25 protein-coding genes are annotated in these 22,551 nt (G+C 59.9%); 10 read left to right on the top strand and 15 right to left on the bottom strand.

The window, feature by feature from the left end; genetic code table 11:
• Positions 1 to 39: 39 nt before the first annotated feature.
• From BS630_RS32295 to BS630_RS32305, 3 genes are all read left to right on the top strand, one after another.
• On the top strand, positions 40 to 1,344 hold the full coding sequence (locus BS630_RS32295) for an ABC transporter substrate-binding protein (protein ID WP_077980695.1): 1,305 nt from the start codon (positions 40 to 42) through the stop codon (positions 1,342 to 1,344).
• Between the two features lie 83 nt (positions 1,345 to 1,427).
• The gene (locus BS630_RS32300) at positions 1,428 to 2,360 is read left to right on the top strand and encodes a carbohydrate ABC transporter permease (RefSeq protein WP_017956497.1); all 933 of its coding nucleotides are present in this window, start codon (positions 1,428 to 1,430) and stop codon (positions 2,358 to 2,360) included.
• A gap of 40 nt (positions 2,361 to 2,400) precedes the next feature.
• A complete protein-coding gene (locus tag BS630_RS32305; RefSeq protein ID WP_077980696.1) occupies positions 2,401 to 3,300 on the top strand; it encodes a carbohydrate ABC transporter permease in 900 nt (299 codons plus the stop codon).
• Between the two features lie 95 nt (positions 3,301 to 3,395).
• Here BS630_RS32305 and BS630_RS32310 read toward each other — a convergent pair whose 3' ends face one another.
• The 4 genes from BS630_RS32310 to BS630_RS32325 all read right to left on the bottom strand — a co-directional run bounded on the left by BS630_RS32310 (position 3,396) and on the right by BS630_RS32325 (position 6,179).
• Entirely contained in the window at positions 3,396 to 3,791 is a 396-nt protein-coding gene (locus BS630_RS32310) for a hypothetical protein (RefSeq protein WP_077980697.1), read from the bottom strand.
• Between the two features lie 40 nt (positions 3,792 to 3,831).
• The gene (locus BS630_RS32315; RefSeq protein ID WP_077980698.1) at positions 3,832 to 4,065 is read right to left on the bottom strand and encodes a BrnA antitoxin family protein; all 234 of its coding nucleotides are present in this window, start codon (positions 4,063 to 4,065) and stop codon (positions 3,832 to 3,834) included.
• A gap of 177 nt (positions 4,066 to 4,242) precedes the next feature.
• Positions 4,243 to 5,544 (bottom strand): MFS transporter, encoded by a 1,302-nt coding sequence (locus BS630_RS32320; RefSeq protein ID WP_183594501.1) that lies wholly within the window; start codon positions 5,542 to 5,544, stop codon positions 4,243 to 4,245.
• Between the two features lie 182 nt (positions 5,545 to 5,726).
• Positions 5,727 to 6,179 carry a MarR family winged helix-turn-helix transcriptional regulator gene (locus BS630_RS32325; RefSeq protein ID WP_077980700.1) on the bottom strand — a complete coding sequence of 151 codons (453 nt, stop codon included), beginning with the start codon at positions 6,177 to 6,179 and terminating at the stop codon, positions 5,727 to 5,729.
• 201 nt (positions 6,180 to 6,380) lie between these two features.
• Between BS630_RS32325 and BS630_RS32330 the strand changes: the two genes are divergently transcribed.
• Genes BS630_RS32330 through BS630_RS32355 form a run of 6 tightly spaced genes read left to right on the top strand, consistent with a single transcriptional unit; the run spans position 6,381 to position 11,413 of the window.
• The gene (locus BS630_RS32330) at positions 6,381 to 6,920 is read left to right on the top strand and encodes a flavin reductase family protein (RefSeq protein WP_077980701.1); all 540 of its coding nucleotides are present in this window, start codon (positions 6,381 to 6,383) and stop codon (positions 6,918 to 6,920) included.
• A gap of 10 nt (positions 6,921 to 6,930) precedes the next feature.
• Entirely contained in the window at positions 6,931 to 8,163 is a 1,233-nt protein-coding gene (locus BS630_RS32335) for a flavin-dependent monooxygenase (RefSeq protein WP_077980702.1), read from the top strand.
• Positions 8,164 to 8,210: 47 nt separating this feature from the next.
• Positions 8,211 to 9,191, top strand: coding sequence for a gamma-resorcylate decarboxylase (tsdA, locus tag BS630_RS32340; protein ID WP_077980703.1), 981 nt, complete (start codon positions 8,211 to 8,213; stop codon positions 9,189 to 9,191).
• A 1-nt stretch (position 9,192) separates the two neighbouring features.
• Positions 9,193 to 10,251 (top strand): maleylacetate reductase, encoded by a 1,059-nt coding sequence (locus BS630_RS32345; RefSeq protein ID WP_077980704.1) that lies wholly within the window; start codon positions 9,193 to 9,195, stop codon positions 10,249 to 10,251.
• Positions 10,252 to 10,271: 20 nt separating this feature from the next.
• Positions 10,272 to 11,120, top strand: a complete 849-nt coding sequence (locus BS630_RS32350; RefSeq protein WP_077980705.1) for a dioxygenase family protein — start codon at positions 10,272 to 10,274, stop codon at positions 11,118 to 11,120.
• Positions 11,117 to 11,413: a YciI family protein gene (locus BS630_RS32355; RefSeq protein WP_077980706.1), complete on the top strand. Its 297-nt coding sequence runs from the start codon at positions 11,117 to 11,119 to the stop codon at positions 11,411 to 11,413. The genes BS630_RS32350 and BS630_RS32355 overlap by 4 nt, the downstream gene beginning before the upstream one ends.
• A gap of 31 nt (positions 11,414 to 11,444) precedes the next feature.
• Here the strand turns inward: BS630_RS32355 and ligD are convergent, their stop codons facing one another.
• The 3 genes from ligD to ku (BS630_RS32370) are packed head-to-tail and all read right to left on the bottom strand — an operon-like array spanning position 11,445 to position 14,227.
• On the bottom strand, positions 11,445 to 12,488 hold the full coding sequence (gene ligD, locus BS630_RS32360) for a non-homologous end-joining DNA ligase (RefSeq protein WP_077980707.1): 1,044 nt from the start codon (positions 12,486 to 12,488) through the stop codon (positions 11,445 to 11,447).
• A gap of 8 nt (positions 12,489 to 12,496) precedes the next feature.
• The gene (gene ku, locus BS630_RS32365) at positions 12,497 to 13,315 is read right to left on the bottom strand and encodes a non-homologous end joining protein Ku (RefSeq protein WP_077980708.1); all 819 of its coding nucleotides are present in this window, start codon (positions 13,313 to 13,315) and stop codon (positions 12,497 to 12,499) included.
• 12 nt (positions 13,316 to 13,327) lie between these two features.
• Positions 13,328 to 14,227 (bottom strand): non-homologous end joining protein Ku, encoded by a 900-nt coding sequence (gene ku, locus BS630_RS32370; protein ID WP_077980709.1) that lies wholly within the window; start codon positions 14,225 to 14,227, stop codon positions 13,328 to 13,330.
• A gap of 197 nt (positions 14,228 to 14,424) precedes the next feature.
• Here ku (BS630_RS32370) and BS630_RS32375 point away from each other — a divergent pair, with 197 nt between their 5' ends.
• Positions 14,425 to 14,607, top strand: a complete 183-nt coding sequence (locus BS630_RS32375; protein ID WP_077980710.1) for a hypothetical protein — start codon at positions 14,425 to 14,427, stop codon at positions 14,605 to 14,607.
• A gap of 111 nt (positions 14,608 to 14,718) precedes the next feature.
• Here BS630_RS32375 and derI read toward each other — a convergent pair whose 3' ends face one another.
• The 8 genes from derI to BS630_RS37155 form a co-directional block, all read right to left on the bottom strand.
• Positions 14,719 to 15,174 carry a D-erythrulose-4-phosphate isomerase gene (gene derI, locus BS630_RS32380; RefSeq protein ID WP_003562478.1) on the bottom strand — a complete coding sequence of 152 codons (456 nt, stop codon included), beginning with the start codon at positions 15,172 to 15,174 and terminating at the stop codon, positions 14,719 to 14,721.
• 11 nt (positions 15,175 to 15,185) lie between these two features.
• Complete coding sequence (locus BS630_RS32385; protein ID WP_077980711.1) at positions 15,186 to 15,956, bottom strand: triose-phosphate isomerase; 771 nt, start codon at positions 15,954 to 15,956, stop codon at positions 15,186 to 15,188.
• A complete protein-coding gene (locus tag BS630_RS32390) occupies positions 15,953 to 16,729 on the bottom strand; it encodes a DeoR/GlpR family DNA-binding transcription regulator (RefSeq protein WP_077980712.1) in 777 nt (258 codons plus the stop codon). Before BS630_RS32390 ends, BS630_RS32385 begins: the two co-directional genes overlap by 4 nt.
• Positions 16,730 to 16,829: 100 nt before the next feature.
• Complete coding sequence (locus BS630_RS32395) at positions 16,830 to 17,765, bottom strand: sugar-binding transcriptional regulator (protein WP_017956515.1); 936 nt, start codon at positions 17,763 to 17,765, stop codon at positions 16,830 to 16,832.
• A 70-nt stretch (positions 17,766 to 17,835) separates the two neighbouring features.
• Complete coding sequence (locus BS630_RS32400; RefSeq protein WP_077980713.1) at positions 17,836 to 18,768, bottom strand: sugar phosphate isomerase/epimerase family protein; 933 nt, start codon at positions 18,766 to 18,768, stop codon at positions 17,836 to 17,838.
• A gap of 11 nt (positions 18,769 to 18,779) precedes the next feature.
• The gene (locus tag BS630_RS32405) at positions 18,780 to 20,291 is read right to left on the bottom strand and encodes a glycerol-3-phosphate dehydrogenase (RefSeq protein WP_077980714.1); all 1,512 of its coding nucleotides are present in this window, start codon (positions 20,289 to 20,291) and stop codon (positions 18,780 to 18,782) included.
• A gap of 32 nt (positions 20,292 to 20,323) precedes the next feature.
• The gene (locus tag BS630_RS32410; protein WP_077980715.1) at positions 20,324 to 21,892 is read right to left on the bottom strand and encodes an FGGY-family carbohydrate kinase; all 1,569 of its coding nucleotides are present in this window, start codon (positions 21,890 to 21,892) and stop codon (positions 20,324 to 20,326) included.
• Positions 21,893 to 21,976: 84 nt separating this feature from the next.
• Positions 21,977 to 22,345: a hypothetical protein gene (locus BS630_RS37155; RefSeq protein ID WP_158081441.1), complete on the bottom strand. Its 369-nt coding sequence runs from the start codon at positions 22,343 to 22,345 to the stop codon at positions 21,977 to 21,979.
• Positions 22,346 to 22,551: the final 206 nt, after the last annotated feature.

Below are 22,551 nucleotides of genomic sequence, written 5' to 3' on the forward strand. Positions count from 1 at the left end.
GGGGAGTTCGCACCCGCTTTTCTGAAGAGGAGGAATATCATGAGTTTTAAGAGACGTGACTTTCTTGCCGCCTCGGCTGCCGTTGCCGGCGCCGCCGGCCTAGGCATCCGGCCGACCTTCGCGCAGGCCGAACCGACCTATACACCGGAAAGCGGCGCCAGCCTGCGGCTGTTGCGCTGGACACCCTTCGTCAAGGGCGATGAGGAGGCCTGGATTGCAAACACCAAGAAATTCACAGACGCGACCGGCGTAGATGTGCGCATCGACAAGGAAAGCTGGGAAGATATCCGCCCAAAGGCTGCCGTCGCGGCCAATGTCGGTTCCGGCCCGGACCTCATCATGTGCTGGTTCGACGACGCTCACCAGTATCCCGACAAGCTGGTCGACCTGACCGAGCTCGCCAACTATCTCGGCAACAAATATGGCGGCTGGTATGATGGTGTGAAGGGCTATGCGGCGCGCGGCGACACATTCATCGCCATGCCGCTGGCCGCAATCGGCAATGCGGTGGTCTATCGCGACACTCACGTGAAGGCGGCCGGCTTCAGCGAATTCCCGAAAGACACGGCAGGCTTGCTTGAGCTTTGCAAGGCGATGAAAGCCAAGGGCACGCCGGCAGGCTTCCCGCACGGCAAGGCCGTTGGCGACGGCAACAACTACGCCCATTGGCTGCTTTGGAGCCACGGCGGCAAGATGGTCGACGAAGGCGGCAAGGTAACGATCAACAGCCCGGAAACGCTGGCTTCGATCAACTATGCCAAGGAGCTCTATGCGACCTTCATTCCAGGCACGGAAAGCTGGCAGGACGTCAACAACAACCGTGCCTTCCTCGCCGGCCAGGTTTCGCTGATCGCCAACGGCGTCTCGGTTTATTACACAGCCAAGAACGACCCGAAGCTCGCCGAGATCGCCAAGGACATCCGCACGACGAATTTCCCGGTCGGCCCGGTTGGCCAGAGCGTCGAGCTTTTCCAGACGAGCTCACTGCTTCTCTTCAAGCACACCAAATATCCGGAAGCGGCGAAGGCCTACATCAAGTTCATGATGGAAGCCGACCAGATGAATGCCTGGATCCAGGGCTCCAGCGCCTATTGCTGCCAGCCGCTCAAGGCTTTCGCCCAGAACCCGATCTGGACATCCGATCCGATCCACGCGCCTTATGCGCGCGCCTCGGAAAAATTGCGCCCGAACGGCTATGGCGGCCCACTCGGTTATGCCTCGGCAGCGACCATGGCCGACTACGTTCTGGTCGACATGTATGCGGCCGCCGTCACCGGCCAGATGTCGCCCGAAGATGCGATGAAGGAAGCTGAACGCCGGGCAAACCGCTACTATCGCGTCTGAGCCGCGCTTCAAAGCAAGCGGCATGCCGGCTTCGGCATGCCGCTAGCACTCTGCGAGTTCAAAACGTAATCTGGAGATAAGCAATGTCGATGGTGAATCCGGAGGATAGACGCGGGCCGATCTCTTCGCTCCTGCAGAACAACAACGTGCTCGGCTTCCTGTTCATGCTGCCGGCGGCGGTGTTCCTCGTCTGCTTTCTCACCTATCCGCTGGGGCTCGGCGTCTGGCTCGGCTTCACCGATACGAGGATCGGCCGCGACGGCATCTTCATCGGGCTGGAGAACTACCAGTTCCTGATGGACGACGGCGTCTTCTGGCTGTCGGTCTTCAACACCATTCTCTATACCTCCGTTGCCTCGGTGCTGAAATTCGCGCTCGGCCTCTGGCTGGCGATGCTGCTCAATCAGCACCTGCCGTTCAAATCCTTCTTCCGGGCCATCGTGCTGCTTCCCTGGGTCGTGCCAACGGTGCTTTCGGCCCTGGCCTTCTGGTGGATCTACGATTCCCAATTTTCGATCATCTCCTGGTCGCTGATGCAGCTGGGACTGATCAGCGGGCCGATCAACTTTCTCGGGGACCCCATAAATGCGCGCATATCCGTCATCGTCGCCAATGTCTGGCGCGGCATTCCCTTCGTGGCGATCTCGCTGCTTGCGGGGCTGCAGACGATTCCGGCGTCGCTGCAGGAGGCCGCCTCGCTCGATGGCGCCACGAGCTGGCAGCGTTTCCGCTATGTGACGCTGCCGATGTTGACGCCGATCATCGCCGTGGTGATGACTTTCTCGGTGCTCTTCACCTTTACGGATTTCCAGCTCATCTACGTGCTGACCAAGGGTGGACCCGTCAACGCGACGCATCTGATGGCGACGCTATCCTTCCAGCGCGGCATTCCAGGCGGTCAGCTCGGCGAGGGTGCGGCCATCGCGGTCGCCATGGTGCCCTTCCTGCTCGGCGCCATCATGTTCAGCTTCTTCGGGCTGCAACGGCGCAAATGGCAACAGGGCGGCCAGGATTAAGGCCAGGGTTAGAGCCAAATTGGGGTTAGGGAGAGTGACGATGTCGATAAATTCAAACGCCGCCGATCAGGTCGTGACCGACAATGCCGAAGGTATGAGCTATCTGAACCGCCTGCCGCGGCGGATCGTGATGCTCTACCTGCCGATGGCGGTCTTCGTCGTCGTGCTGCTCTTCCCGTTCTACTGGATGGCGATCACCGCGGTGAAGCCGAACGATCAGCTGACCGACTATAACAACTACAGCCCCTTCTGGGTCGTGGGGGCGACGCTCGATCACATCAAATACCTGTTCTTTGAGACATCCTATCCGGGCTGGCTGTGGAACACGATGCTGGTGGCGGTCTGCTCCACCTTCCTCTCGTTGGTGGCGTCAGTCTTCGGCGCCTATGCGATCGAGCGCGTCCGCTTCACCGGCTCGCGTTCGGTCGGCCTCGTCATTTTCCTCGCCTATCTCGTGCCGCCGTCGATCCTCTTCATCCCGCTTGCCTTCATCGTCTTCAAGCTCGGGATCTATGACTCGCGGCTGGCGCTGATCTTCACCTATCCGACCTTCCTCATTCCCTTCTGCACCTGGCTGCTGATGGGCTATTTCCGCTCGATTCCATTCGAGCTGGAGGAAAGCGCGCTGGTGGACGGCGCCAACAGGTGGCAGATTCTCACCAAGATCATTCTGCCGCTCGCAGTACCCGGGCTGATTTCAGCTGGCATTTTCGCCTTCACGCTGTCCTGGAACGAATTCATCTATGCGCTGACTTTCATCCAGTCGTCGGAAAACAAAACCATTCCTGTGGGCGTACTGACCGAACTGGTGCGCGGCGACGTCTTCGAATGGGGGGCACTGATGGCGGGCGCATTGTTCGGCTCGCTTCCGGTGGTCATCCTCTACTCGTTCTTCGTGGACTACTACGTCTCATCGATGACCGGGGCGGTGAAGGAGTGACATTCTACCCCGGACACGCCCTTGCTTCCTGCAGCATGCGACTGCTTGTTATTGCAGGAGGCGTGTCCGCGAAAATGGGATCACGTGCCTTCCCATCATGTATCGAAACCTCGTCTTGCCGAGATCGAATAATTGTAAACTGTCGCGTAGCTCGTCGATACGAGCAGCGGAAATGCGATGGTCTTGAGTATTTCCGGTGTGCCGGTCGCCGCATGGATTGCCACGAGAATGCTGGCTGAGCCGAGACAAGCAATGAGAGGCGGCGCCCAAAATCGTACCGATCCGTCGAAGCGCTTGGAAAGCCAGTCAATCACAGATTTCAGGAAAAGCGTCAGGCAGGCGGATATCGTACCCTGCACAAGCCCGGCATAGAGCGGCAATGGCATGGCGTGCGCCCGATTGGCGAAGACCGCCCAGCTGCCCATTACCAAAGAGGCGAAGAGAACATGGACAAGGCCGCTGCGGAGAAGCCGGTGCAGTGCATTCGGCATCACAACGACCACCCGTGGCGGACAAGATGGTGCAACAGGGTCAGAGCCTGTTCTTCATCGCGGCGCGCAAAATGTCGTTGATCCGATCCTGCCAGCCAGGGCCATCTTCCTGGAAATAGGCAAGCACATCACTGTCGATCTTGAGCGAAACAAGCTCCTTTGTATTCGGCAGCGCCGGCCGCTCAACAGCTTGTTTCGGCTTCTTCTTCGCGGGATTGAACAACGCTTCGGCAGCATCCATTGGATTGACAGGTCTGCGGGGCGAGTTTGCCATCGTTATGACTTTCTATTGCCTGTCGGATCGACATATGAGCGGCATACGGGATCTCGGCTGCTTCGTCGACTATTTAGGTCGTTTCATCAGGGCGATTTAGCCGACCTGCTCGACCGCCGGCGTGCGGGAGCCATTGCCGGCAGGTTCTGGATGCCAGACCTGCCGACAATCTGGGCGTCAATCAGCCTTTTTGCGATACAGCAATGTCATGAGTGCGAGGACGCATCCCAAGACTCCGACGGATGCAAAGATGTAGAAGTTCCACTGCGGAGCCAGGCCTGCACCCAGAACCGCACCGCCGATGGCCGGTCCTATCATGCCTCCGATACGGCCGATGCCGAGCGAGAAACCAAGGCCGGTTCCGCGGATCTCGACCGGATAGAGGTTTCCAACGAGAACGTTGGCGAGGATCTGCGTACCGATCGTTCCCGTACCGGCAAGTGCGACGAGACCATAAACCTGGAGGCCCTGATCCACCTGCGTCAGCAACCAGATCGAGCAGGCACCGAGAAGAAACATCCCAGCCACGACTATTTTGACATTTCCGCGGTCGGCAATCCTTGCGCCGATCAGGAGGCCGACGGCCGCTCCGAGATTGAGCGTTACGGAGAAGAGGAGGGCAGAACCGAGGTCATAGCCCATCTTGTTCATGATGGTCGGAAGCCAGTTGACCATGCCGAATGTGAGCAGAAGCGAACAGAAGTGAATGCCCCATGCGTTCAATGTCGGCAGCAGGCGACCTTCGGAAAACAGCGACCGGATGCCCACTTGTCGAAACGCAGCAGGCCTGGCTATAGGATTGGGCAGCCCGTACTGGTTTGCAATCTGGTTCGCTTCGGTCTGGCGGTTCTTCGTTGCCAGCCATTCGGGGGACTCGGGGATGAGACGGATGAAGAAAGGCAGAAGCAGGATCGGTGCACCGCCGATAATCATCAGTGGACGCCATCCGTATTTCTGTATCAGCAGCATTCCGAGGATACCCGAGATGATGCCGCCGGCCAGGTAACCCAGAAGAGCAATCGAATAGGCCATTGCCTTCCGTTTCGGCGGAGAAAACTCGATGATTAGAGCGGTTACCGTCGGAAAAAGAGCTCCAAGGCCCAGGCCGGCGAGAAAACGTGTTCCCTCGAAAGCGAGAAAGTTCGGCGCAAGACCGCTGCCGATCATCATCACGGAAAAGCTCAGCAGACTGGCGATGATGACCTTGCGACGACCTATCCTGTCAGCAAGTGTTCCGGCAACGAGAGCGCCCAGCAGCATACCGAATAGGGTGATGGAGGCAGCCCGTCCGACCATGCCCGGCGTCAGGCCCCAACTGGCTTCACCGAGCAAAGCCGGCGCGACTGCGCCGTAAACGATCAGGTCATAGCCGTCGAACAGGATCAGCAGACCGCAAAGGGCGATGATGATATTCGGGCTGCGAACGCGTTCGTTGATAATAGCGAGATCTTGTATGGCCAATGTTCCCTCCCCATACATTTGCGTACAGGAAGTACGCTCCTGCCAGCGGCAGGTCCGCGTCGATCCGTGTACAAATCCTCCTGGATCGTTGCCGGCGTGGTTCCTCCCAGCGCCAGACTCACCCGCAAACGGGCTATGTCAAGACAACGATGACACGCTATTAAATACTTGCGAATAAAATATTTGCAACTGCAAACTTTTCAGCTCGCAACTTTTCCCTTTCCGGACATTGCCGGCAGGTTGCTGTGCATGCGGCGCAGCGCCTTCTTCAGTGCTGCGACCTCCTCGTCCGACATGTCCTGAACCGCGGTGCGTTCAAGCTCGACGGCAAGCGGCATGAGCCTTTCGGTCAGCGCCTCGCCCTGCGGGGTCAGCCTTACGATGACGATACGGCCATTATCTTCCGGACGTGTTCTCGACACCAGCTTCCGCTTGGTCAGTGTGCCGACGAGGCGCGACAGCGTCGAAATCTCGACGGAGACGACGTCGGCGAGATCTCCAAGGGTGCTCTCCCGGCGCTCCTTGAGCATGGCCAGAACCCGGTACATCGCCACGCTGAGATTGTCTTCGGCGATTCTCTGCGCGAATACCTCGGCTATCCGCACGCCGGCGCGATTGAGAAGATAAGGAACGGAATCGGTAAGTTTGTACATGTCTCTGTCTGCTGGCGGGATTTCGCTTGCTGAGGGCTCTCTCCGACATGCACCTAAATGACCGGAAAGACAACACGATTGGCTTTCAGCCGTCGAGAAAGGTCGAGTAAGGCCAGCATTTTCCCGCTCAATTTATAAACTTGCATTGACAATAGTTGCAAATGCAATAATCTAGATGCCGAGGAGACACGGGAGGAAATCATGTCTGCCACTGCTGCCCTCGGCATAGCGCCGGACCCCGCACCGATCAGCGATGCGTTTCGATCGACCATGCGCCGTTTCCCGGCGACGGTGACAGTCATTTCTGCTTGTCGCAACGGCGCGGATCATGGAATGACGGCGACCGCCGTCACATCACTTTCGATGGATCCGCCATCTCTCATCATCTGCCTGAACAATCGCACCTACCTGCATGACATGCTGCTTGAGGTGCCGGAATTCGCAGTCAGCATTCTGACCGACAGGCAGGCAGCCGTATCGGAAGGTTTCAGCGGCAAGATCGCGCCTGAGCGTCGGTTCGACGCTGCCGATTGGGTTCGCCATGAGCGCGGCATGATGGTGCTGAACACCGCTCATGCCTCGGTTGTCTGCCGCCGCATGGGCGCAGTTCCCTATGGAACGCACACGATCTTCATCGGGCAGGTGGTGGATACACGCCATTCCGAAAACACGATCGCGCTGATGTACGAAAATTCGAAATATTGCGCGCCGCAGCACGCGCTTCCTGCATCCCAGAACTGAAGGTAGTCCCATGAACAATACAGCCGCCCTGTTTCCCGCCTCGGCGCGGGTCAAGACCGCATGTCTTGCAGATCGCATCGCCCCGGTGCTGGACGAAATCCGTGCCGGCGCGCGCGATACCGAAAAATCCGGCCGTGTGCCGGTCCGCTCTATCGATCTGCTGCGCTCCGCCGGCTATTTCGATGTCGTCAAGCCGGCCCGTTTCGGCGGCGACGAAGGATCCTTTGCCGAGCTTGTCGATGCAAATATCGAGCTATCGTCGGCCTGCGCCTCCACCGGCTGGGTTGCCGGCCTCCTTTCCGCGCATCAATGGCTGCTTGCCATGTTCGATGAAAGGGTTCAGCAGGACGTGTGGGGCAGCAATCCGGATGCGCTGCTCTGCGGTTCCTACGCGCCGGTCCGCATGGCGGAACGCGTCGAGGGTGGTTTCCGGCTATCCGGCGATTGGGCCTTTGCGAGCGGATGCGAAAATGCCCAATGGGCGCTCTGTGCGGCGATCATTCCGCCAAACGGCGAGGGGGAGCATCCTGTACCGGCGTTTCTTCTGGTTCCCGCCAGCGACTATACCATCGCCGAGACCTGGGACGTTGTCGGCCTCGCAGGCACCGGCTCAAAAAGCCTGATCCTTAAGGATGTCTTCGTTCCCGAATACCGCATATTGAGCTTTCCGGATGCGACCTCCGGCAGAACGCCGGGCGGACGTGGCTACAAGGGTATCGGGCTTTTCAACATTCCGCTCCTCATGGGAGTTCCGTTCTGCCTCGGCAGCGCCGCCGTCGGTGCGGCCAAGGGCGCACTGGATAGCTATATCGACCAGATCGGGACCCGTGTGACACGTGGTGCAGTGGCCGGTGGCAACAACAAGATCGCGGAGTTTCCGACGATCCAGCTTCGCGTGGCGGAAGCCTCCGCATCGGTGGATGCCGCCCGCGAAATCATTCTGCGCGATATTGCCCGGGCGCAGCAACTGGCCCAGGCCCGCGAGGATGGCACCGGCGAGATCACCGAGGAAGATCGGATTCTTGCCCGCCGCAGCCAGTCCTTTGCGGTCAGCCTGGCCCTTCGGGCGGTCGAAGCACTCAATGCATCGACAGGCGGCCTCGGCCTCCAGATGTCCAACCCCGTCCAGCGGGCGTGGCGCGATGCAAATGCCGTCGGGCGCCACATTTCCATGAACTGGGATGCCGTCGGCACCATGGCCGGCCAGCAACTGCTCGGTCTTCCGCCCAAGGGACAATTCTGATCCGCCATCCTCAGCATTTCGATTCAAGACAGGAAAGAGAACATATCGTGCAAGGCAAGATCGCGCTTGAAGAACATTTCGCCATTCCCGAGACGCTGCAGGATTCTGCCGGATTCGTGCCGGGCGACTACTGGACGGAACTATCCGCCCGTCTCCTAGATATCCAGGAAAAGCGTTTGCGGCTGATGGATGCCCACGGCATCGAGAAGATGATCCTGTCGCTGAACGCTCCGGCCGTGCAGGCGATCCCGGACAAGGCAAAGGCGCTGGAGATTTCCCGACGCGCCAACGACTTCCTGGCGGAGCAATGCGTCAAGAACCCGAACCGTTTTCTGGGATTTGCAGCATTGCCCCTGCAGGATCCGGATGCCGCAGCGCAGGAATTGCAGCGCTGCGTGACGACGCTGGGTTTTGTCGGCGCGCTAGTCAATGGCTTCTCGCAGGAAGGCGACGGAACGACGCCGCTCTACTACGACCTGCCGCAATACCGCCCGTTCTGGGCCGAAGTCGAAAAGCTCAACGTTCCTTTCTATCTGCATCCGCGCAACCCGCTGCCGCAGGATAGCCGGATCTATGCCGGCCATTCCTGGCTGATGGGGCCGACCTGGGCGTTCGCGCAGGAGACCGCTGTTCATGCGCTGCGCCTGATGGGGTCCGGCCTGTTTGATGAACATCCGGCCTTGCGGATCATCGTTGGCCACATGGGCGAGGGACTGCCATACATGATGTGGCGCATCGACAACCGGAATGCGTGGGTCAAGGTGGAAAAGAGCTATCCGGCCAAACGCCCGATTGCTGATTATTTCAACGAAAATTTCTACATCACGACGTCGGGGAACTTCCGCACCCAATCGCTTATCGATGCTATGCTGGAAATCGGCGCGGACCGAATTCTGTTCTCGACAGATTGGCCATTCGAGAACGTCGACCATGCTGCAAACTGGTTCGACAGCACGACCATCTCCGAAGCCGACCGTCTGAAGATCGGTCGCACCAACGCGGTTTCACTCTTCAAACTCGATCGATAGCATGGTTGTACCTTTCAGATACACGGCCAGCGCGGCCCAGGTGATATTCGGGAGCGGCTCGTTGAACCGTCTCGCCGAGGCGATTGCAGGGCAGGGCGGCAAACGCGCCCTGATCCTTTCGACCCCGCACCAGAAAGCGGAGGCTGAACGGATCGCCGCTTCCCTCGGCCCGCTTGCGGCTGGACTATTCCACGATGCGACGATGCATACGCCGGTCGATGTGACCGAGCGCGCGATGGCGGCCTATAACGCAGCCGGTGCCGATTGCGTCGTCGCGATCGGCGGCGGATCGACGATCGGTCTCGGCAAGGCAATCGCCTATCGCAACGACGCGCTGCAAATCGTGGTGGCGACGACCTATGCGGGGTCGGAGGTAACACCAATCCTCGGTCAGACAGAGAACGGGCAGAAGACGACGGTCCGCGGGGCCGGCATCCTGCCTGAAGTGGTGATCTACGATCCTGAATTGACACTGGGATTGCCGGTCAACATCAGCGTCAGCAGCGGGCTCAATGCGATGGCGCATGCGGTCGAAGGTCTCTACGCGCAGGATCGCAACCCCATTTCGTCGATGATGGCGGTCGAGGGCTTGCGCGCGCTGAAGCAGGCTTTGCCTCAAATCGTCAATGCACCTGGGGACATCGAGCCGCGAAGCGAAGCGCTTTACGGTTCCTGGCTGTGCGGCACGGTGCTCGGAGCGGTTGGCATGGCCCTGCATCACAAGCTTTGCCATACGCTGGGCGGTAGCTTCGACCTGCCGCATGCCGAAACCCATGCGGTCATTCTTCCCCATTCTTCTGCCTACAATGCCGCAGCCGCGACGGATGCGCTAAAGCCCGCTGCCGATCTTTTTGGCGGCTCGCTGGGCGGCGGTCTTTATGATTTTGCCGCTTCGATCGGCGCGCCCATGGCGCTGCGGGATCTGGGTATGAAGGAAGCCGATCTGGATCATGCGGCGGAACTCGCCGCCCGGAATCCCTACTGGAACCCGCGCCCGATCGAACGGAAAGCGATCCGGGCTTTGTTGCAGAGCGCCTGGGAGGGCGCGCGGCCGCGTTAATGCTTTAGGAGGATGGCCACGTGACTGAATATTTCACCGAAGAGAGATCCGTGGAAGCCGTCAACTCGCGGATGGGGCAGGGCGTTGATCCGCGCCTTGCCGAAGTCATGGAGTCGCTCGTCAAGCACCTGCATGCCTTTGCCAAGGATATCAGCCTGACCCAGGAGGAATGGGAGCTGGCAATACACTTCCTGACCCGTACCGGCCATCTCTGTCATGATGAGCGACAGGAGTTCATCCTGCTCAGCGATACGTTGGGTTTGTCGATGTTGGTGGATGCGATCAACAATCGGCATCCGCCAGGCGCCACGGAAAATACGGTGTTTGGACCATTCCATGTCGAAGGGGCGCCCGTACGGCAGATGGGTGAAAAGATCTCGCTCGACGGCAAGGGCGAGAGTTGTCTCTTCATCGGCCGGGTGCTGGATCTTGACGGCAATCCGATCGAGGGAGCCCGGATCGATGTATGGTCGGATAATTCCGATGGCTTCTACGACGTCCAGCAGCCGGATATCCAGCCGAAGTGGAACAACCGTGGCATTTTCGTCACCGGCGCAGATGGCGTCTATAGCTTCGTTGGCATAAAGCCGGTTTCCTATCCGATCCCGGATGACGGCCCGGTCGGCCAGATGTTGGCGTCCCTCGGCCGCCATCCCTACCGTCCAGCCCATACCCATTACCTGATTACGGCTTCAGGTTATCAGAAGCTCGTCACCCACACGTTTGTCGGCGACGATCCTTATCTGGAATCCGATACGGTGTTTGGCGTTAAAAACAGCCTGGTCGCGCCTTTCGAGCGTGTCGATCACCCGACGGTCTGGCGCTCCGATTTCGACTTCGTGCTGACGCCGGTGGAGAATAGACAATGATCGTCGCCCGCTACGCGGTATCCGACCCCTGCAAGGCTGCCGAACGCTCGCGATTGCTCGATGAGCACAAGGCCTATCTGCATGGCGCGCCGATCCGCATCCTGCTGTCCGGACCTTCTGCACCGCCGTCGGAGGGCAAGGGTTCCACCGCAATCGTGATCGCGCAAGTCGAAACGCTCGCCGAGTTCGAGGCGTTCAGCGCAGGAGACCCCTTCGTCCGCTCCGGCATTTACGCGAGCGTCGATATATTCGAATGGCGGCCCAGTTTTGGGCTTCTTCTCGAGAACCTCTGATCGGCGTTTTGACCTTAGAGCAAGGATGATTTTAGCTCATATCGAAGACGGCGGCGTTGTCCTGAACCTCGCGCAGCCCCTTGTAGGAGGCATGGCGGAGATTGCCGTCATCCGTCCAGCCGCGAAACTCGATCTCGGCGATCAGCGTCGGCTGCACGAGGACAAGACGCTTGCCCTTCAGGGGAACGGCAGGCCGGCTCGTCTTCAACCGGTCCAACGTCTTTTTCAGGTATTCAGCATCTCTGGCACCGAAACCGGTTCCGACCGACCCAACGTAAATCCAGTCGAGCCCTTGTCTGCCGGCCAGCAGCAGCCTGCCGATGCCGCCGCGGGCGGATGCCGACTGCTCATAACCGACGATCATGAAGCTCTCGCTCTGGACGCATTTGATTTTCAGCCAATCGCCCGTGCGACCGCTGCGGTAGGGCCGGTCGCGGTGCTTGGCAATGATGCCTTCCAGATGACGATGGCAGGCGTGCTCGAGGAGGTCTTCGGCCGGCAGCTCTATCTCTTCGGAGATGCGGATCGTCTGATCATCGCCTTCCGGTATCAGGTCTTCAAGCAGGTGCCGGCGTACGTCAAGCTCGGTGCCGGTCAGATCGTGTCCATCGAGATAGAGAAGGTCGAAGGCAACGAGGATTGACTCGGTCGACACCCGCTTGCCGCCCCGCCCGCCGAGAGAACGTTGCAGGGCGCCAAAATCCGATCGGCCGTGATCATCGAGTACAACGGCCTCGCCATCGAGAATGGCGGTCGTCACCCCAAGCTCTTTTGCTGCCGCAGCGATGGCGGGGAAGCGATGGGTCCAGTCATGGCCGCCGCGAGTAATGACTCGCACGCCCTTCGGTTCAATATGGATTGCCAATCGATAGCCATCCAATTTCACCTCATAGAGCCAATCCGGCCCCACGGGCACAGTCGGCTTCAGCAGTGCGAGGCACGGCTCAATGCGCGACGGCATTGGATCGAAGGGCAGACTGGGCTGGTCAGGATCGCGCTTGCGGATCGGACGAGACTGCAGCGTTGAGTGAGATTCGTCGAGCAAGGGCAGAATTGGGCGGCGCGGGCGCGTCATGATCAGGTCTAGCGCCTCCCCGGGCGGTTTTCCGCTTCGACCGACTTGCGCAGGGCATCCATGATGTTGATGACATTGCTTGGTGCCGGCTCTTGCTTTTCCTTGGACTTGGACGTTGTCCTGCTCGGCTTTTTCATCTGCTTCTTCTTCGCGTCGATGATGTCGAGGAGTTTGTCCTGAACCGGATCGGAAACCATCTTCGGGCTCCAGTGCTGCGTCTGCTTTTTGATGAGCTGCTGGACAAGCGGCATCATTTCGCTGTCGGCAGGCTGGTCATCGACTCTCTCGAAATAGGTCTCTGCATCGCGCACCTCATCCCCATAACGCAGCGTCCAAAGTACGATGCCCATGCCGCGTGGCTCCAACATGACGGCGCGTTCCCGTCTCGAGATCACCAGTCTCGATATGCCGACCATATTCTCGGCGGCCATGGCGTCGCGAATGACTGAAAACGCCTCCTGGCCGACCGGATCGTCCGGAGAAAGATAGTAGGGCGTATCGAGCCAAATCCAGTCGACGCCGTCGCGCGGTGCGAAAACTTCGATGTCGATTGTTTTGGTACTGTCGAGCGCGATACTTTCGAGTTCCTCGTCTTCCAGAATGACATACTCGTTCTCGCCGCGTTGATAACCCTTGACCTCGTCCTCATCCCTCACCTCCTTGCCAGTGACAGAATCCACGTAATGGCTGACGACGCGGTTCTGCGTCTCTCGGTTCAAGGTGTGGAAGCGGACCTTCTCGTTTTCCGAGGTCGCCGGCATCATCTGCACGGGGCAGGTGACAAGCGAGAGCTTGAGGTAGCCTTTCCAGTGGGGACGAAGCGCCATGGCATCCTCCGATCAGCTGGCGCGGCGGTGTTGAGCGGCGCCGGTGCCACGCGACTTCGCCGATGTAGCACGCGCTGCCTTCTGGCGCGCTTTTCCGGCATTGGCGTTAGCTGCGGTGCGCTTGTTCTTGGCGGGCGCGGGCACTCCGGCACTTTCACGCAGCGCCTGAAGCAAGTCGCTCGGCTTTGATGCGGGAGGCGCCTTCTTCTTCGGCAGCGTACGGCCCTCAATCTTGGCCTTCACCAGCTCGGCGACGGCCTCCTCATAGCGATCATCGAACTGCTTCGGATCAAATTCACCTTTCTTCGTATTGATGATGTGCTTGGCAAGTTCCAGCATCTCGCCTTCGATCTTCAGGTCCGGCATTTCCTCGAAAGCCTTTTGCGACGAACGGACCTCATAGTCATAGTTCAAGGTGGAGCCGACCAAGCCGTTGCCGTGCGGCCGAATGAGAACGGTACGCAGACGCCGGAACAAGACCGTACGAGCAATTGCAGCAACCTTGGCCTTTTTCATGCCGTCGCGCAGCAGTTTATAGGCGTCTCCGCCTAACTTGTCGGGAGCAAGGTAGTAGGGCTTGTCGAAATAGACATCATCCACTTCATCGCAGGGAATGAACGCCTCGACCGTAAGTGTCTTATCGCTGTTCGGAATCGCGGCCGCGACTTCGTCGGGTTCAAGGACGACATATCGCCCGTCCTCGATCTCGAAACCTTTGACCTGATCCTCGCGCTCGACGGGATCGCCGGTTTCGCTGTCGACGAACTCACGCCGAACCCGATTGCCAGTCTTTCGGTTAAGGGTGTTGAATGCGATCCGTTCGGACGAGGATGCGGCCGTGTAGAGCGCGACGGGAAACGCAACTTCCCCAAACTTGATGTAGCCTTTCCAATTCGCCCGCGGGGCAACCATCTGCGCGACTCCCTCACACAACCAACGCGAGTCAACTCAATCACCCGGCTGATTGTTCCGCCGCGAAACGAATCTAATTTCAATGACTTAACGTACGACAGCCTCCCGTATTCCGAGTCCGGAGATGTTCTTGATTCGATGCACCTTTTTGTCACGGCGTGCGTTTCAAGAAGACGGCAACCACAGGAATAGATGACATGCCCAAGCGCGAACTGATCGATACCGGCACCGACAAACGCTATGTCCGCCGTAATAAGCAGGGACAGTTTAAGGAGAGCGATGACGTCGGTCGCTCGCTAGCTGCCGATCGACGCCAAACGGCCAAGACGAAAGCAAAGGCCGGCGAGGGCGACCAAGGCGATCACAACATCAAGCATTGACGAGGTCGCCAACCGCATCGACCTCCCGCATCGGCCTCTTCGGCCTATTCGGCCAGACAGCCGATGCGGGTCGTCCTGCCGCCGACAAGCCGTTTCTTGGTCGCGGCAGGATCAGCGGGCGCTGTACTTTGCGTCGAGATCATCCATGGCCTTGACGTTACCGGCAGAGCGGCCGTTCTCGTCGAAGGTCTGGGCAAGAAATGCATCAGCGATCGACTTTGCAAGCTCGGTTCCGATGACGCGGGCTCCCATGGTGATGATCTGCGCATTGTTGGAAAGCGCTGCACGCTCGGCAGAATAGGTGTCGTGCGTCAGGGCAGCACGGATGCCCGGAACCTTGTTGGCCGAGATGCAGACGCCGATGCCGGTGCCGCAAACGAGGATCGCCTTGTCGTAGGTGCCGTCGATGACGCCTGAGGCGACGCGATCCGACAGGTTGGCGTAGAAAGGATCGGCACCGGCGCTGGTGCGCGAGACTTCGTAGACGTCGAAGCGGTCCTTCAGATGGTCGGCCAGAACCTTGGCGAGGCCTTCGCCGGCGCTGTCTCCTGCAATGGCAAGCTTCATTGTGTTTCTCCTCAGAGTTTGGCGGCGCATCTGGCCAGGATGTCGAGGTAACCTTCGACATTCCAGGCCGAACGGCCAATGAAGAGCCCGTCGATATGTGGGCTCGATATCAGTTCTTCGCAGTTCTGCGGGTTGACCGACCCGCCGTAGAGGCAGGGGATCTTCCGGCCCAGCACAGTTTCGGCAACGGCGATGATTTCAGACTGGCGGGCATCCGCATAATCCGCAGTCGCCGGGATGCCCTTCTCGCCGATCGCCCAGACGGGCTCGTAGGCAAGCAGGATTTCGGCGCTTTTCTGGGCGTTAGAAAGTTTCGAAAGCGCGCCGCGCACCTGGGTTGCCAGGGTGTCGGCGGCCTTTCCGCTTTCGCGGTCGGAAAGCGTCTCGCCAATGCAGATCAGCGGAATGAGACCGTGGCGAACCGCCGCTTCGGTCTTCAGACCCACAGTCTCGTCGGTCTCTGCAAAATGTTCGCGCCGTTCGGAATGACCGAGCTCGACGAGATCAAGATTGCAGTCCTTCAGCATCACCGGCGAGACTTCGCCGGTCCAGGCGCCCTGGTCGGCCCAATGCATGTTCTGGGCGCCGACCTTCACCGATGTCTTGGCAAGCAGCGACTTGACCTCGCGCACCGCTGTGAAGGGCGGAATCACAAAGCGCTGGATACGCGGGTCGCGCGCGGCATCGGCAGCTTCGAGGCCGCGGGCGAAATGCTCGGCTTCAGCAAGCGTCTTATTCATCTTCCAGCTGGTACCAATCCAGAAGCGCGGCTTTTCGGTCATGTCGGACCCTGCGTTGATGCAATTGTGAGCGTAATGCCCGCCTGCTCGAATTCCTCGAGGACACTAGCATCCGGTGCGCTGTCAGTGATAATCGCGTCGAAGTCGGCCAGGTCGGCCATGACATGCAGGGCAGTGTGGCCGATGCGCTGATGGTTGACCAGAAGGCAGGTCCTGGTCGACGACGCGATCATCGCCCGTTTGGCGCGCACGACGTTATCGTCCATGTGATAGGCGCGCCCGCCGCTGACGGCGGGCGTCGAAATGAAGGCGATGTCGGCTCTCAGGCGCGACAGTGCCTCCTCGGTGACGACGCCGAGATAGGCGTTGAATTTGGCCGAGTAGATCCCGCCGAGCGCGATCAGCGTGATGCCGGTTTCGCCTTTCAGCCGCTCCATGATCGCCGCGTTGTTGGTGATCAAGGTCAACGGCCGCTTCTGCAGCAGCATTTCGCCGAGCACGGCCGCCATCGAGCCGTCGTTTACCATCACCGTCATACCCGGCTCGACCAGTTCCAGCGCGGTCTCGGCCATAGCCAGCTTGGCCTCGTTGCCCTGGCGTTCGCGAATGCGGAAGTCGCTTTCGAACTGCGTTCCGGCGTCAATGGTCGCGCCGCCGCGAACCTTGCGCAGGACGCCGGCCTGCTCGAGATCGTCGAGATCGCGATGGATCGTCATCTTTGACACGGTGAAGCGATCGGCAAGGTCGTCGAGATCGACGGTCTTGTTTTCGACGAGCAGGTTGACGATCAACTGCTGCCGCTCTTCCCGCCTCATCCCGATCTCCACCCTCGTTTGATGTTAAGATAACGGAGTATGCGTGATAATCAACATTTATTATGTTATTTTGCTATCAAATATTGTTGTGTTTCCGTAGCTACTTCAGCAGCGACTGCGCGGTTCGTTCGTCGGTGATCAGCCCGAAAAGGCGACGGCTATTCAGAATTGCCCGGATGGCCGCCACTTTCGACTGTCCGCCCGCCAGCGCCACGAGCCGCTCTTTCTTGGTTTTGGGAAAAGATGCAGAGAGCGTGCGCGCCGTCAGCGCGGTCTCGAGGATATGGCCGTCGGCGTCGAAAAAATGTCCGAGGATTTCGCCGACGCCGCCTGCGGCAGCAATGTCGTCGATTTCACCCGGTTCGACCATGCCGGACAAAACCAGCTGCGCCTCGGCATCGACAGTTCCCAGGCCGACGAGCTTGAGGTCGGCATTATTGGCAAGATCGAAGACCTCCTTGACGGCACGCTGCGCCTTCAGCACTTCGCGGTCCTCGCCGGTATTGGCAAAAAAGGGAACCGGCATGACATAGGCATGGGCGCCGGTCTTTTCGGCGATGCGATGCATCACGTCATAGGGATTGGCGCCGTAGTTTCGTGTCAGCCCGCCAAGCAACGAGACGAAGCGCAGGTTCTTCGCGCTCACCCTCGGCATATATTGCACGGCGGCGGAAAGCGTGCGGCCATGACCAAGGCCGATCACCGTATTGTCGCCGCGCTCGATCTCGCGCTTGAGATAGCCGGCGCCTGCATGGCCGAGTGCGCGCAGCGGCAAGCCTTCCTCGCCGAGATCGGGTGCGACCTCGCAATATTGAAGCCCGAACCGTTCCGAAAGCCGCATCTCCAGCTCGACACATTCGACGATATCCCCGTCGATGGTAACTTTGACGACACCATCGGCGACCGCTCTGGCGATCAGTCGATGGGCCTTTACCGACGGCACGCCGAGGCGGCGCGCAACGTCGGACTGCGTCAGGCCACCGGCATAGTGAAGCCAGGCAGCACGCACGGCAAGCGTATCATCGGCGTCCGTCATCACGGCTCCTTTTCGAAGGTCTTGCGGCGATTCCGCCGTATCGCAGTGCCGCCTTTTAAAGATCTCCGCCTCAGATGTTCAAGTCGGCGATGCCGGTGTCGATATGCGGCGCCCAGAAGGCGACGCTTTCGGCAATCTGCGGGATGACCTGGCGATCGTTCGGCTCGCGTTCCTTGAAGGAGAGTTCCAGGCAGATTTCATTGTCCTTCGCCCCACCTTCGGCCAGCGCCTGGAGCAGAGGTGCCGGCTGGATGCGGCCCTTGGCGTTAAATTCGGCGGTAAAGGGCCGGTGCCCGCCCTTGTCCATCAGGCTCTGTTTGATGTGGATGATCGGCGATATCGGCGGGACGGCACGCGCCCAGGCATAGGGGTCGTAGTCGTCGGGATTGGCGGAGGTTATGTCGCCATGATCGATATCCGCCATCATCCACATCGGGATGGCCATTCCGGCCGATGTCAGCCGCTCCTGCAGCGACAGGCAGGCGCCGATCGTCTCGCCGAACTCGCGGCCGATGCTCATCGGTTCCCAGAACATGTAGGAGAGGCCTGCGGCACGCGCGTGCTCGGCGACATCGGCCCAACAATCGATGGCGATCTTGATCAGTTCCTCGCGTCTGGCCGGATCGTCGAAGTCCTTGTAGGTGAAGATCGCAAATTGCGTGCCGACCGAGTGGCCGCCGAGATCGGCGGTGATGTCGGCAAAGGTCTTGAACCAGTCGAGGTAGTAGCGGCGCACATCGGCATCCGGATGTCCGAAATGGTTGAGGCGCCCATAGGGGCCTGTCATGCCCGAGGTGACCCGTACGCCGGTGCGTTTCAGCGCCGCGCTCATCGTGCGCGTCAGGCGGCGGATGACGGGTGCCTGCCAGCTCGGATTGATGAATTCGTGGGTCAGTTGAATGTCGCGGATCCGCAAATCACGCGCAACCGTATCGATCAGATCGTCTGGATCGGCAAAGCGGTTCACCAGCGGATTGGTATTGAGCGAAAGGGTCAGCGGCATGGCGGCATCCTTCAGGCGGCGGCAAGGCGGGAGGAAGCAAACCACTCGCCAAAGGCCGCGCGTTCCGCTTCGTTCAGATGGAGGTAGTGTTTGGTGCGGCGATAGAGGATGTCGTCCGCCGTTTCGGCCCATTCCGTGGCAACGAGATAGCGGGCCTCGGCCTCGTAGAGCTGTCCGCCGAAATGCCGCCCGAGCCCTTCCATGCTTGTCGCGCCGGCCACCACATTCCTGGCGCGAGCGCCGTAGAGACGGCCGTAGTGATGCACGAGTTTGCGCTGCATCCAGGGATAGATATCGCGCAGGCTGTTGGCGAAGCTCTCGTAGTCGGCATTCGGAATTTCGCCGCCGGGCAGTGGCGCCTTCTCAGTCCAGTCGCCTCCCATATTCGGGAAAATATGCTTGAGACGCTGCATGCCGCGTTCGGCGAGCTCGCGGAATGTGGTGATCTTGCCGCCGAAGACGTTGAGCAGCGGAGCGCCGCTTGTCTCGTCGAGATCGAAGACATAGTCGCGGGTAACAGCGGACGGGTTGCCCTTGCCATCGTCAAACAGCGGGCGCACGCCGGAGAAGCTGTGCAGCACATCGTGGCGACGCAGCTTTTCCTTGAAGTAGCGATTGACCGCCTGGAGTAGATACTCGATCTCCGTCTCGTCGGCGGCGACATCCTCGGCCCGGCCTTCGTAGGCGATATCGGTCGTCCCGATCAGCGCCTTGTCACCCTCGTAGGGATTGATGAAAATGACGCGTTTGTCGTGGTTCTGCACCAGATAGGCATTGGCGCCCGCCCAGAACTTCGGCACGATGATGTGGCTGCCCTTGACGAGCCGAACATTGCGGCTGGAGTTCGACCCGGCGACGCGATTGATGATGTCCATCACCCAGGGGCCGGCGCAGTTCACCAGACATTTGGCACGGAAGGTTCGCGTCTCTCCCGTCGTGTTGCTTTTCGTGACCACGGTCCAACCGCCGTTCTCGCGGCGGGCCGAAACGGCCGGCGAGCGGGTCAGCACCAGAGCGCCGTTTTCCGCTGCGCTCACCGCATTCAAGGTCACGAGGCGGGCGTCGTCGACCCAGCAATCGGAATATTCAAAGCCGCGTGTGTATTGATCGAGGATCGGCGTGCCCTCGGGGTCGCGGAGCAGGTTGAGCGTGCGGGTCCCGGGCAGCTTCTTGCGGCCGCCGAGATGATCATAGAGGAAGAGGCCGAGCCGCACGAGCCATGCGGGGCGATCCTCTGGGCTGTGCGGCAGGACAAAGCGCATCGGCCAGATGATATGGGGCGCGGCATTGAGCAGCACTTCACGCTCGATCAGCGCCTCACGCACCAAGCGGAATTCGTAATATTCGAGGTAACGCAGACCGCCATGCACCAGCTTGCCCGAGCGAGACGAGGTTCCCTGTGCCAGATCGTCCTTTTCGCACAGCACGACCTTCAGGCCGCGACCAGCGGCATCGCGTGCTATCCCCGCACCGTTGATGCCTCCGCCGATGACGAAGAGATCCAGGAGTTCGGGTTCGGTCATGTCATGCTCCTTCAATGCCTGCTGCATCAGAATTACGCGCCCAGCGGCGACGTCGTTGCGGCTTCGGCAAGCTTGTCCCAGGCGGGCGCCATTGCCTGGCGTACATCGGTGTAGGCAGAAAAAAGCCGGTGGAACCTGTGGGCCTCGCTGGCATCCGGTATCTCCGGATCGCCGAGCAGCGGCGTCACCCAGTCGGCAATGCAATCGTCCATGCTGGAATAGACGCCGACAGCCACCGCGGCCATCATCGCCACGCCGGCCGCCCCGGTCTCCTCGCGGCGCGACTGGCGGATCGGTGCGTTGACGGCGGCCGAAAGTGAGCGGCGAAGGGCGACGGAGCGTGTTGCCCCGCCGGTGACCCGCAGCTCTTCGGGCATCGCGCCCATCGCCGCGTAGCAGTCGCGGGTGGCAAGCCCCAACCCTTCGACCACGCTGCGCAGCAGGTCGGGGAAGCCGTGACGCATCGAAAGCCCGGTGAAGCCCGCGCGCGCATTGGCGTTGACGAAAGGCCCACGTTCGCCCGCTTCGGAAATGTAGGGATGGTAAAGCACCGACCCCGGCCGGCTTTCTGCAAACCAGCCGTCGATGCGCGCAATGAGGTCTGCATGCGAAGCAGGCTTTCCTGCCTCGGCCATCAGATAGGCGGCGACGTCGAGGATCCAGTCGACGTTGATCGTGGCGCCCATATTCGTCTGGACCTGGGTGACGATGCCGGGGATAGGCAGGGCGATCACATAGCCGGTCCCTTCACGATTGAGCTGAACATCGGCAACGGACTTGGCGCGCAAGTGCACGCCGGTCGAGCCGATCGTCGAGCAGGCGGCGTTGTGAGCGCCGCTGCGCACGCCTGCACCAAGCGCCGTCATCACCATGTCGACATAGCCGAGGCAGACTGGCGTTCCGGCAAGAAGCCCACAGGCCTTCGCCGCCTGCGATGTCAGTGGGTGGCTGATCTCGCTGCCGTCGATGATTTCGGGCAGGAGCCTGCGTCTATGGTCAAGGCCGAGCGCGTCGATCACGACTGCATCATACTGGCGCGTTCTGAAATTGCCGAAGGTGAAACTCGCCTCCGATGGATCGGTTGCCCGCACGCCTGTGAGGTTGAGATAGAGCCAGTCCTTGCAGTGCAGCGCCGTCTCCGCCCGATCGAGAAGATCCGGCGTGAAGCGGTCCATATGGGCAAGTTGCGCGCCCTGCTGGCAAGTGTTGAGCCCGGTGCCTGTTGCCTCGAAGCGGGCACGGTTCTGCGTTCCGCCGGCGAGCGACGTCACTGTCGGCGCGGCGCGCGCATCGAGCCACAGCCAGGCGTCGGCGACCGGCCGATTGCCGCGGCCGACGAGCCAGGTTCCGTCGCCCTGTCCGGTGACGGCGATAGCTGCGGTGCGGGATGCAAGATCAGGGACTTTTTCGCCGAGGCCACGCAACGCGCTGGCGCAATCGAGCCAGGTCTGATCCAGCGACTGCGTTGCCGAGCCATCGTCTCCGGTGGCGTATCTATTGCGCACGGAGGCAGTGGCGATCTGGCGGCCGGACAGATCGAAGGCGACAGCCTTGATGACCGAGGTGCCGGCATCTATCCCAATGATAATCTTCTCGGTCATGTCATTGCAGGCCTATCTCGCCACCACCGCAAGCGCCGCGGCGGGCCATACGCGCATCAAATTCATCTGAAATCCTCCCGATCCCTAACTCTCTGCGATGATGCATGCGGCTGCCAACTTCGGTTCTTTCACGAGCAACGGCAAGCGCGGCCACTTCGGCAAATCCCAGGATCGGCGCGCCGCAGAAACCATCCTAAGCTCGCTCGAAAAGATAACATAAAGATACCATAATGCTAGTAAGATTTTTCTAGCGGTGTAATTTTTTTCATCTAAAATAGAGGAGTAGGGAGTTTGCTTCCCCGCCGCCGCGCTATCGGCAGGTGGCGTCAAAAGCGGCAGAGCGCGCAATGCTGCAGCTGTGAGATAATAGTTAAAAAACATGTGGATGGCGAAATTATGCGGCTGAATGACAGATGTGAAAGTGTCTGCATTTGCCGCCGCTTTTTGCTGCACCGCAGCGTGATGAACAAGATGTGAGGTCGTGCATTTCAGTCAAGTTGCCACGAAAGTGCCGTTGACAGCTTATAAAATATATAACATCATCTACGGCATAAATAACATACTTCTATCACGGAAGTCCCTTCCTGATGGAGAATTGCAGGCCAAGGCGGCTGGAGGAGACAATCGCCGGTCTTGTTGAGGAGGCTTCCGATGCGAAT

This window comes from Rhizobium laguerreae (assembly GCF_002008165.1).
Taxonomy (GTDB): Bacteria; Pseudomonadota; Alphaproteobacteria; order Rhizobiales; family Rhizobiaceae; genus Rhizobium; species Rhizobium laguerreae.

Bases quoted from the DNA above. Each gene is read 5' to 3' on its own strand.
- BS630_RS32295 (WP_077980695.1), top strand. From the start codon at position 40: ATGAGTTTTAAGAGACGTGACTTTCTTGCCGCCTCGGCTGCCGTTGCC.
- BS630_RS32300 (WP_017956497.1), top strand. From the start codon at position 1,428: ATGTCGATGGTGAATCCGGAGGATAGACGCGGGCCGATCTCTTCGCTC.
- BS630_RS32305 (WP_077980696.1), top strand. From the start codon at position 2,401: ATGTCGATAAATTCAAACGCCGCCGATCAGGTCGTGACCGACAATGCC.
- BS630_RS32310 (WP_077980697.1), bottom strand. From the start codon at position 3,791: ATGCCGAATGCACTGCACCGGCTTCTCCGCAGCGGCCTTGTCCATGTT.
- BS630_RS32315 (WP_077980698.1), bottom strand. From the start codon at position 4,065: ATGGCAAACTCGCCCCGCAGACCTGTCAATCCAATGGATGCTGCCGAA.
- BS630_RS32320 (WP_183594501.1), bottom strand. From the start codon at position 5,544: ATGTATGGGGAGGGAACATTGGCCATACAAGATCTCGCTATTATCAAC.
- BS630_RS32325 (WP_077980700.1), bottom strand. From the start codon at position 6,179: ATGTACAAACTTACCGATTCCGTTCCTTATCTTCTCAATCGCGCCGGC.
- BS630_RS32330 (WP_077980701.1), top strand. From the start codon at position 6,381: ATGTCTGCCACTGCTGCCCTCGGCATAGCGCCGGACCCCGCACCGATC.
- BS630_RS32335 (WP_077980702.1), top strand. From the start codon at position 6,931: ATGAACAATACAGCCGCCCTGTTTCCCGCCTCGGCGCGGGTCAAGACC.
- BS630_RS32345 (WP_077980704.1), top strand. From the start codon at position 9,193: ATGGTTGTACCTTTCAGATACACGGCCAGCGCGGCCCAGGTGATATTC.
- BS630_RS32355 (WP_077980706.1), top strand. From the start codon at position 11,117: ATGATCGTCGCCCGCTACGCGGTATCCGACCCCTGCAAGGCTGCCGAA.
- ligD (WP_077980707.1), bottom strand. From the start codon at position 12,488: ATGACGCGCCCGCGCCGCCCAATTCTGCCCTTGCTCGACGAATCTCAC.
- ku (WP_077980708.1), bottom strand. From the start codon at position 13,315: ATGGCGCTTCGTCCCCACTGGAAAGGCTACCTCAAGCTCTCGCTTGTC.
- ku (WP_077980709.1), bottom strand. From the start codon at position 14,227: ATGGTTGCCCCGCGGGCGAATTGGAAAGGCTACATCAAGTTTGGGGAA.
- BS630_RS32375 (WP_077980710.1), top strand. From the start codon at position 14,425: ATGCCCAAGCGCGAACTGATCGATACCGGCACCGACAAACGCTATGTC.
- derI (WP_003562478.1), bottom strand. From the start codon at position 15,174: ATGAAGCTTGCCATTGCAGGAGACAGCGCCGGCGAAGGCCTCGCCAAG.
- BS630_RS32385 (WP_077980711.1), bottom strand. From the start codon at position 15,956: ATGACCGAAAAGCCGCGCTTCTGGATTGGTACCAGCTGGAAGATGAAT.
- BS630_RS32390 (WP_077980712.1), bottom strand. From the start codon at position 16,729: ATGAGGCGGGAAGAGCGGCAGCAGTTGATCGTCAACCTGCTCGTCGAA.
- BS630_RS32395 (WP_017956515.1), bottom strand. From the start codon at position 17,765: ATGACGGACGCCGATGATACGCTTGCCGTGCGTGCTGCCTGGCTTCAC.
- BS630_RS32400 (WP_077980713.1), bottom strand. From the start codon at position 18,768: ATGCCGCTGACCCTTTCGCTCAATACCAATCCGCTGGTGAACCGCTTT.
- BS630_RS32405 (WP_077980714.1), bottom strand. From the start codon at position 20,291: ATGACCGAACCCGAACTCCTGGATCTCTTCGTCATCGGCGGAGGCATC.
- BS630_RS32410 (WP_077980715.1), bottom strand. From the start codon at position 21,892: ATGACCGAGAAGATTATCATTGGGATAGATGCCGGCACCTCGGTCATC.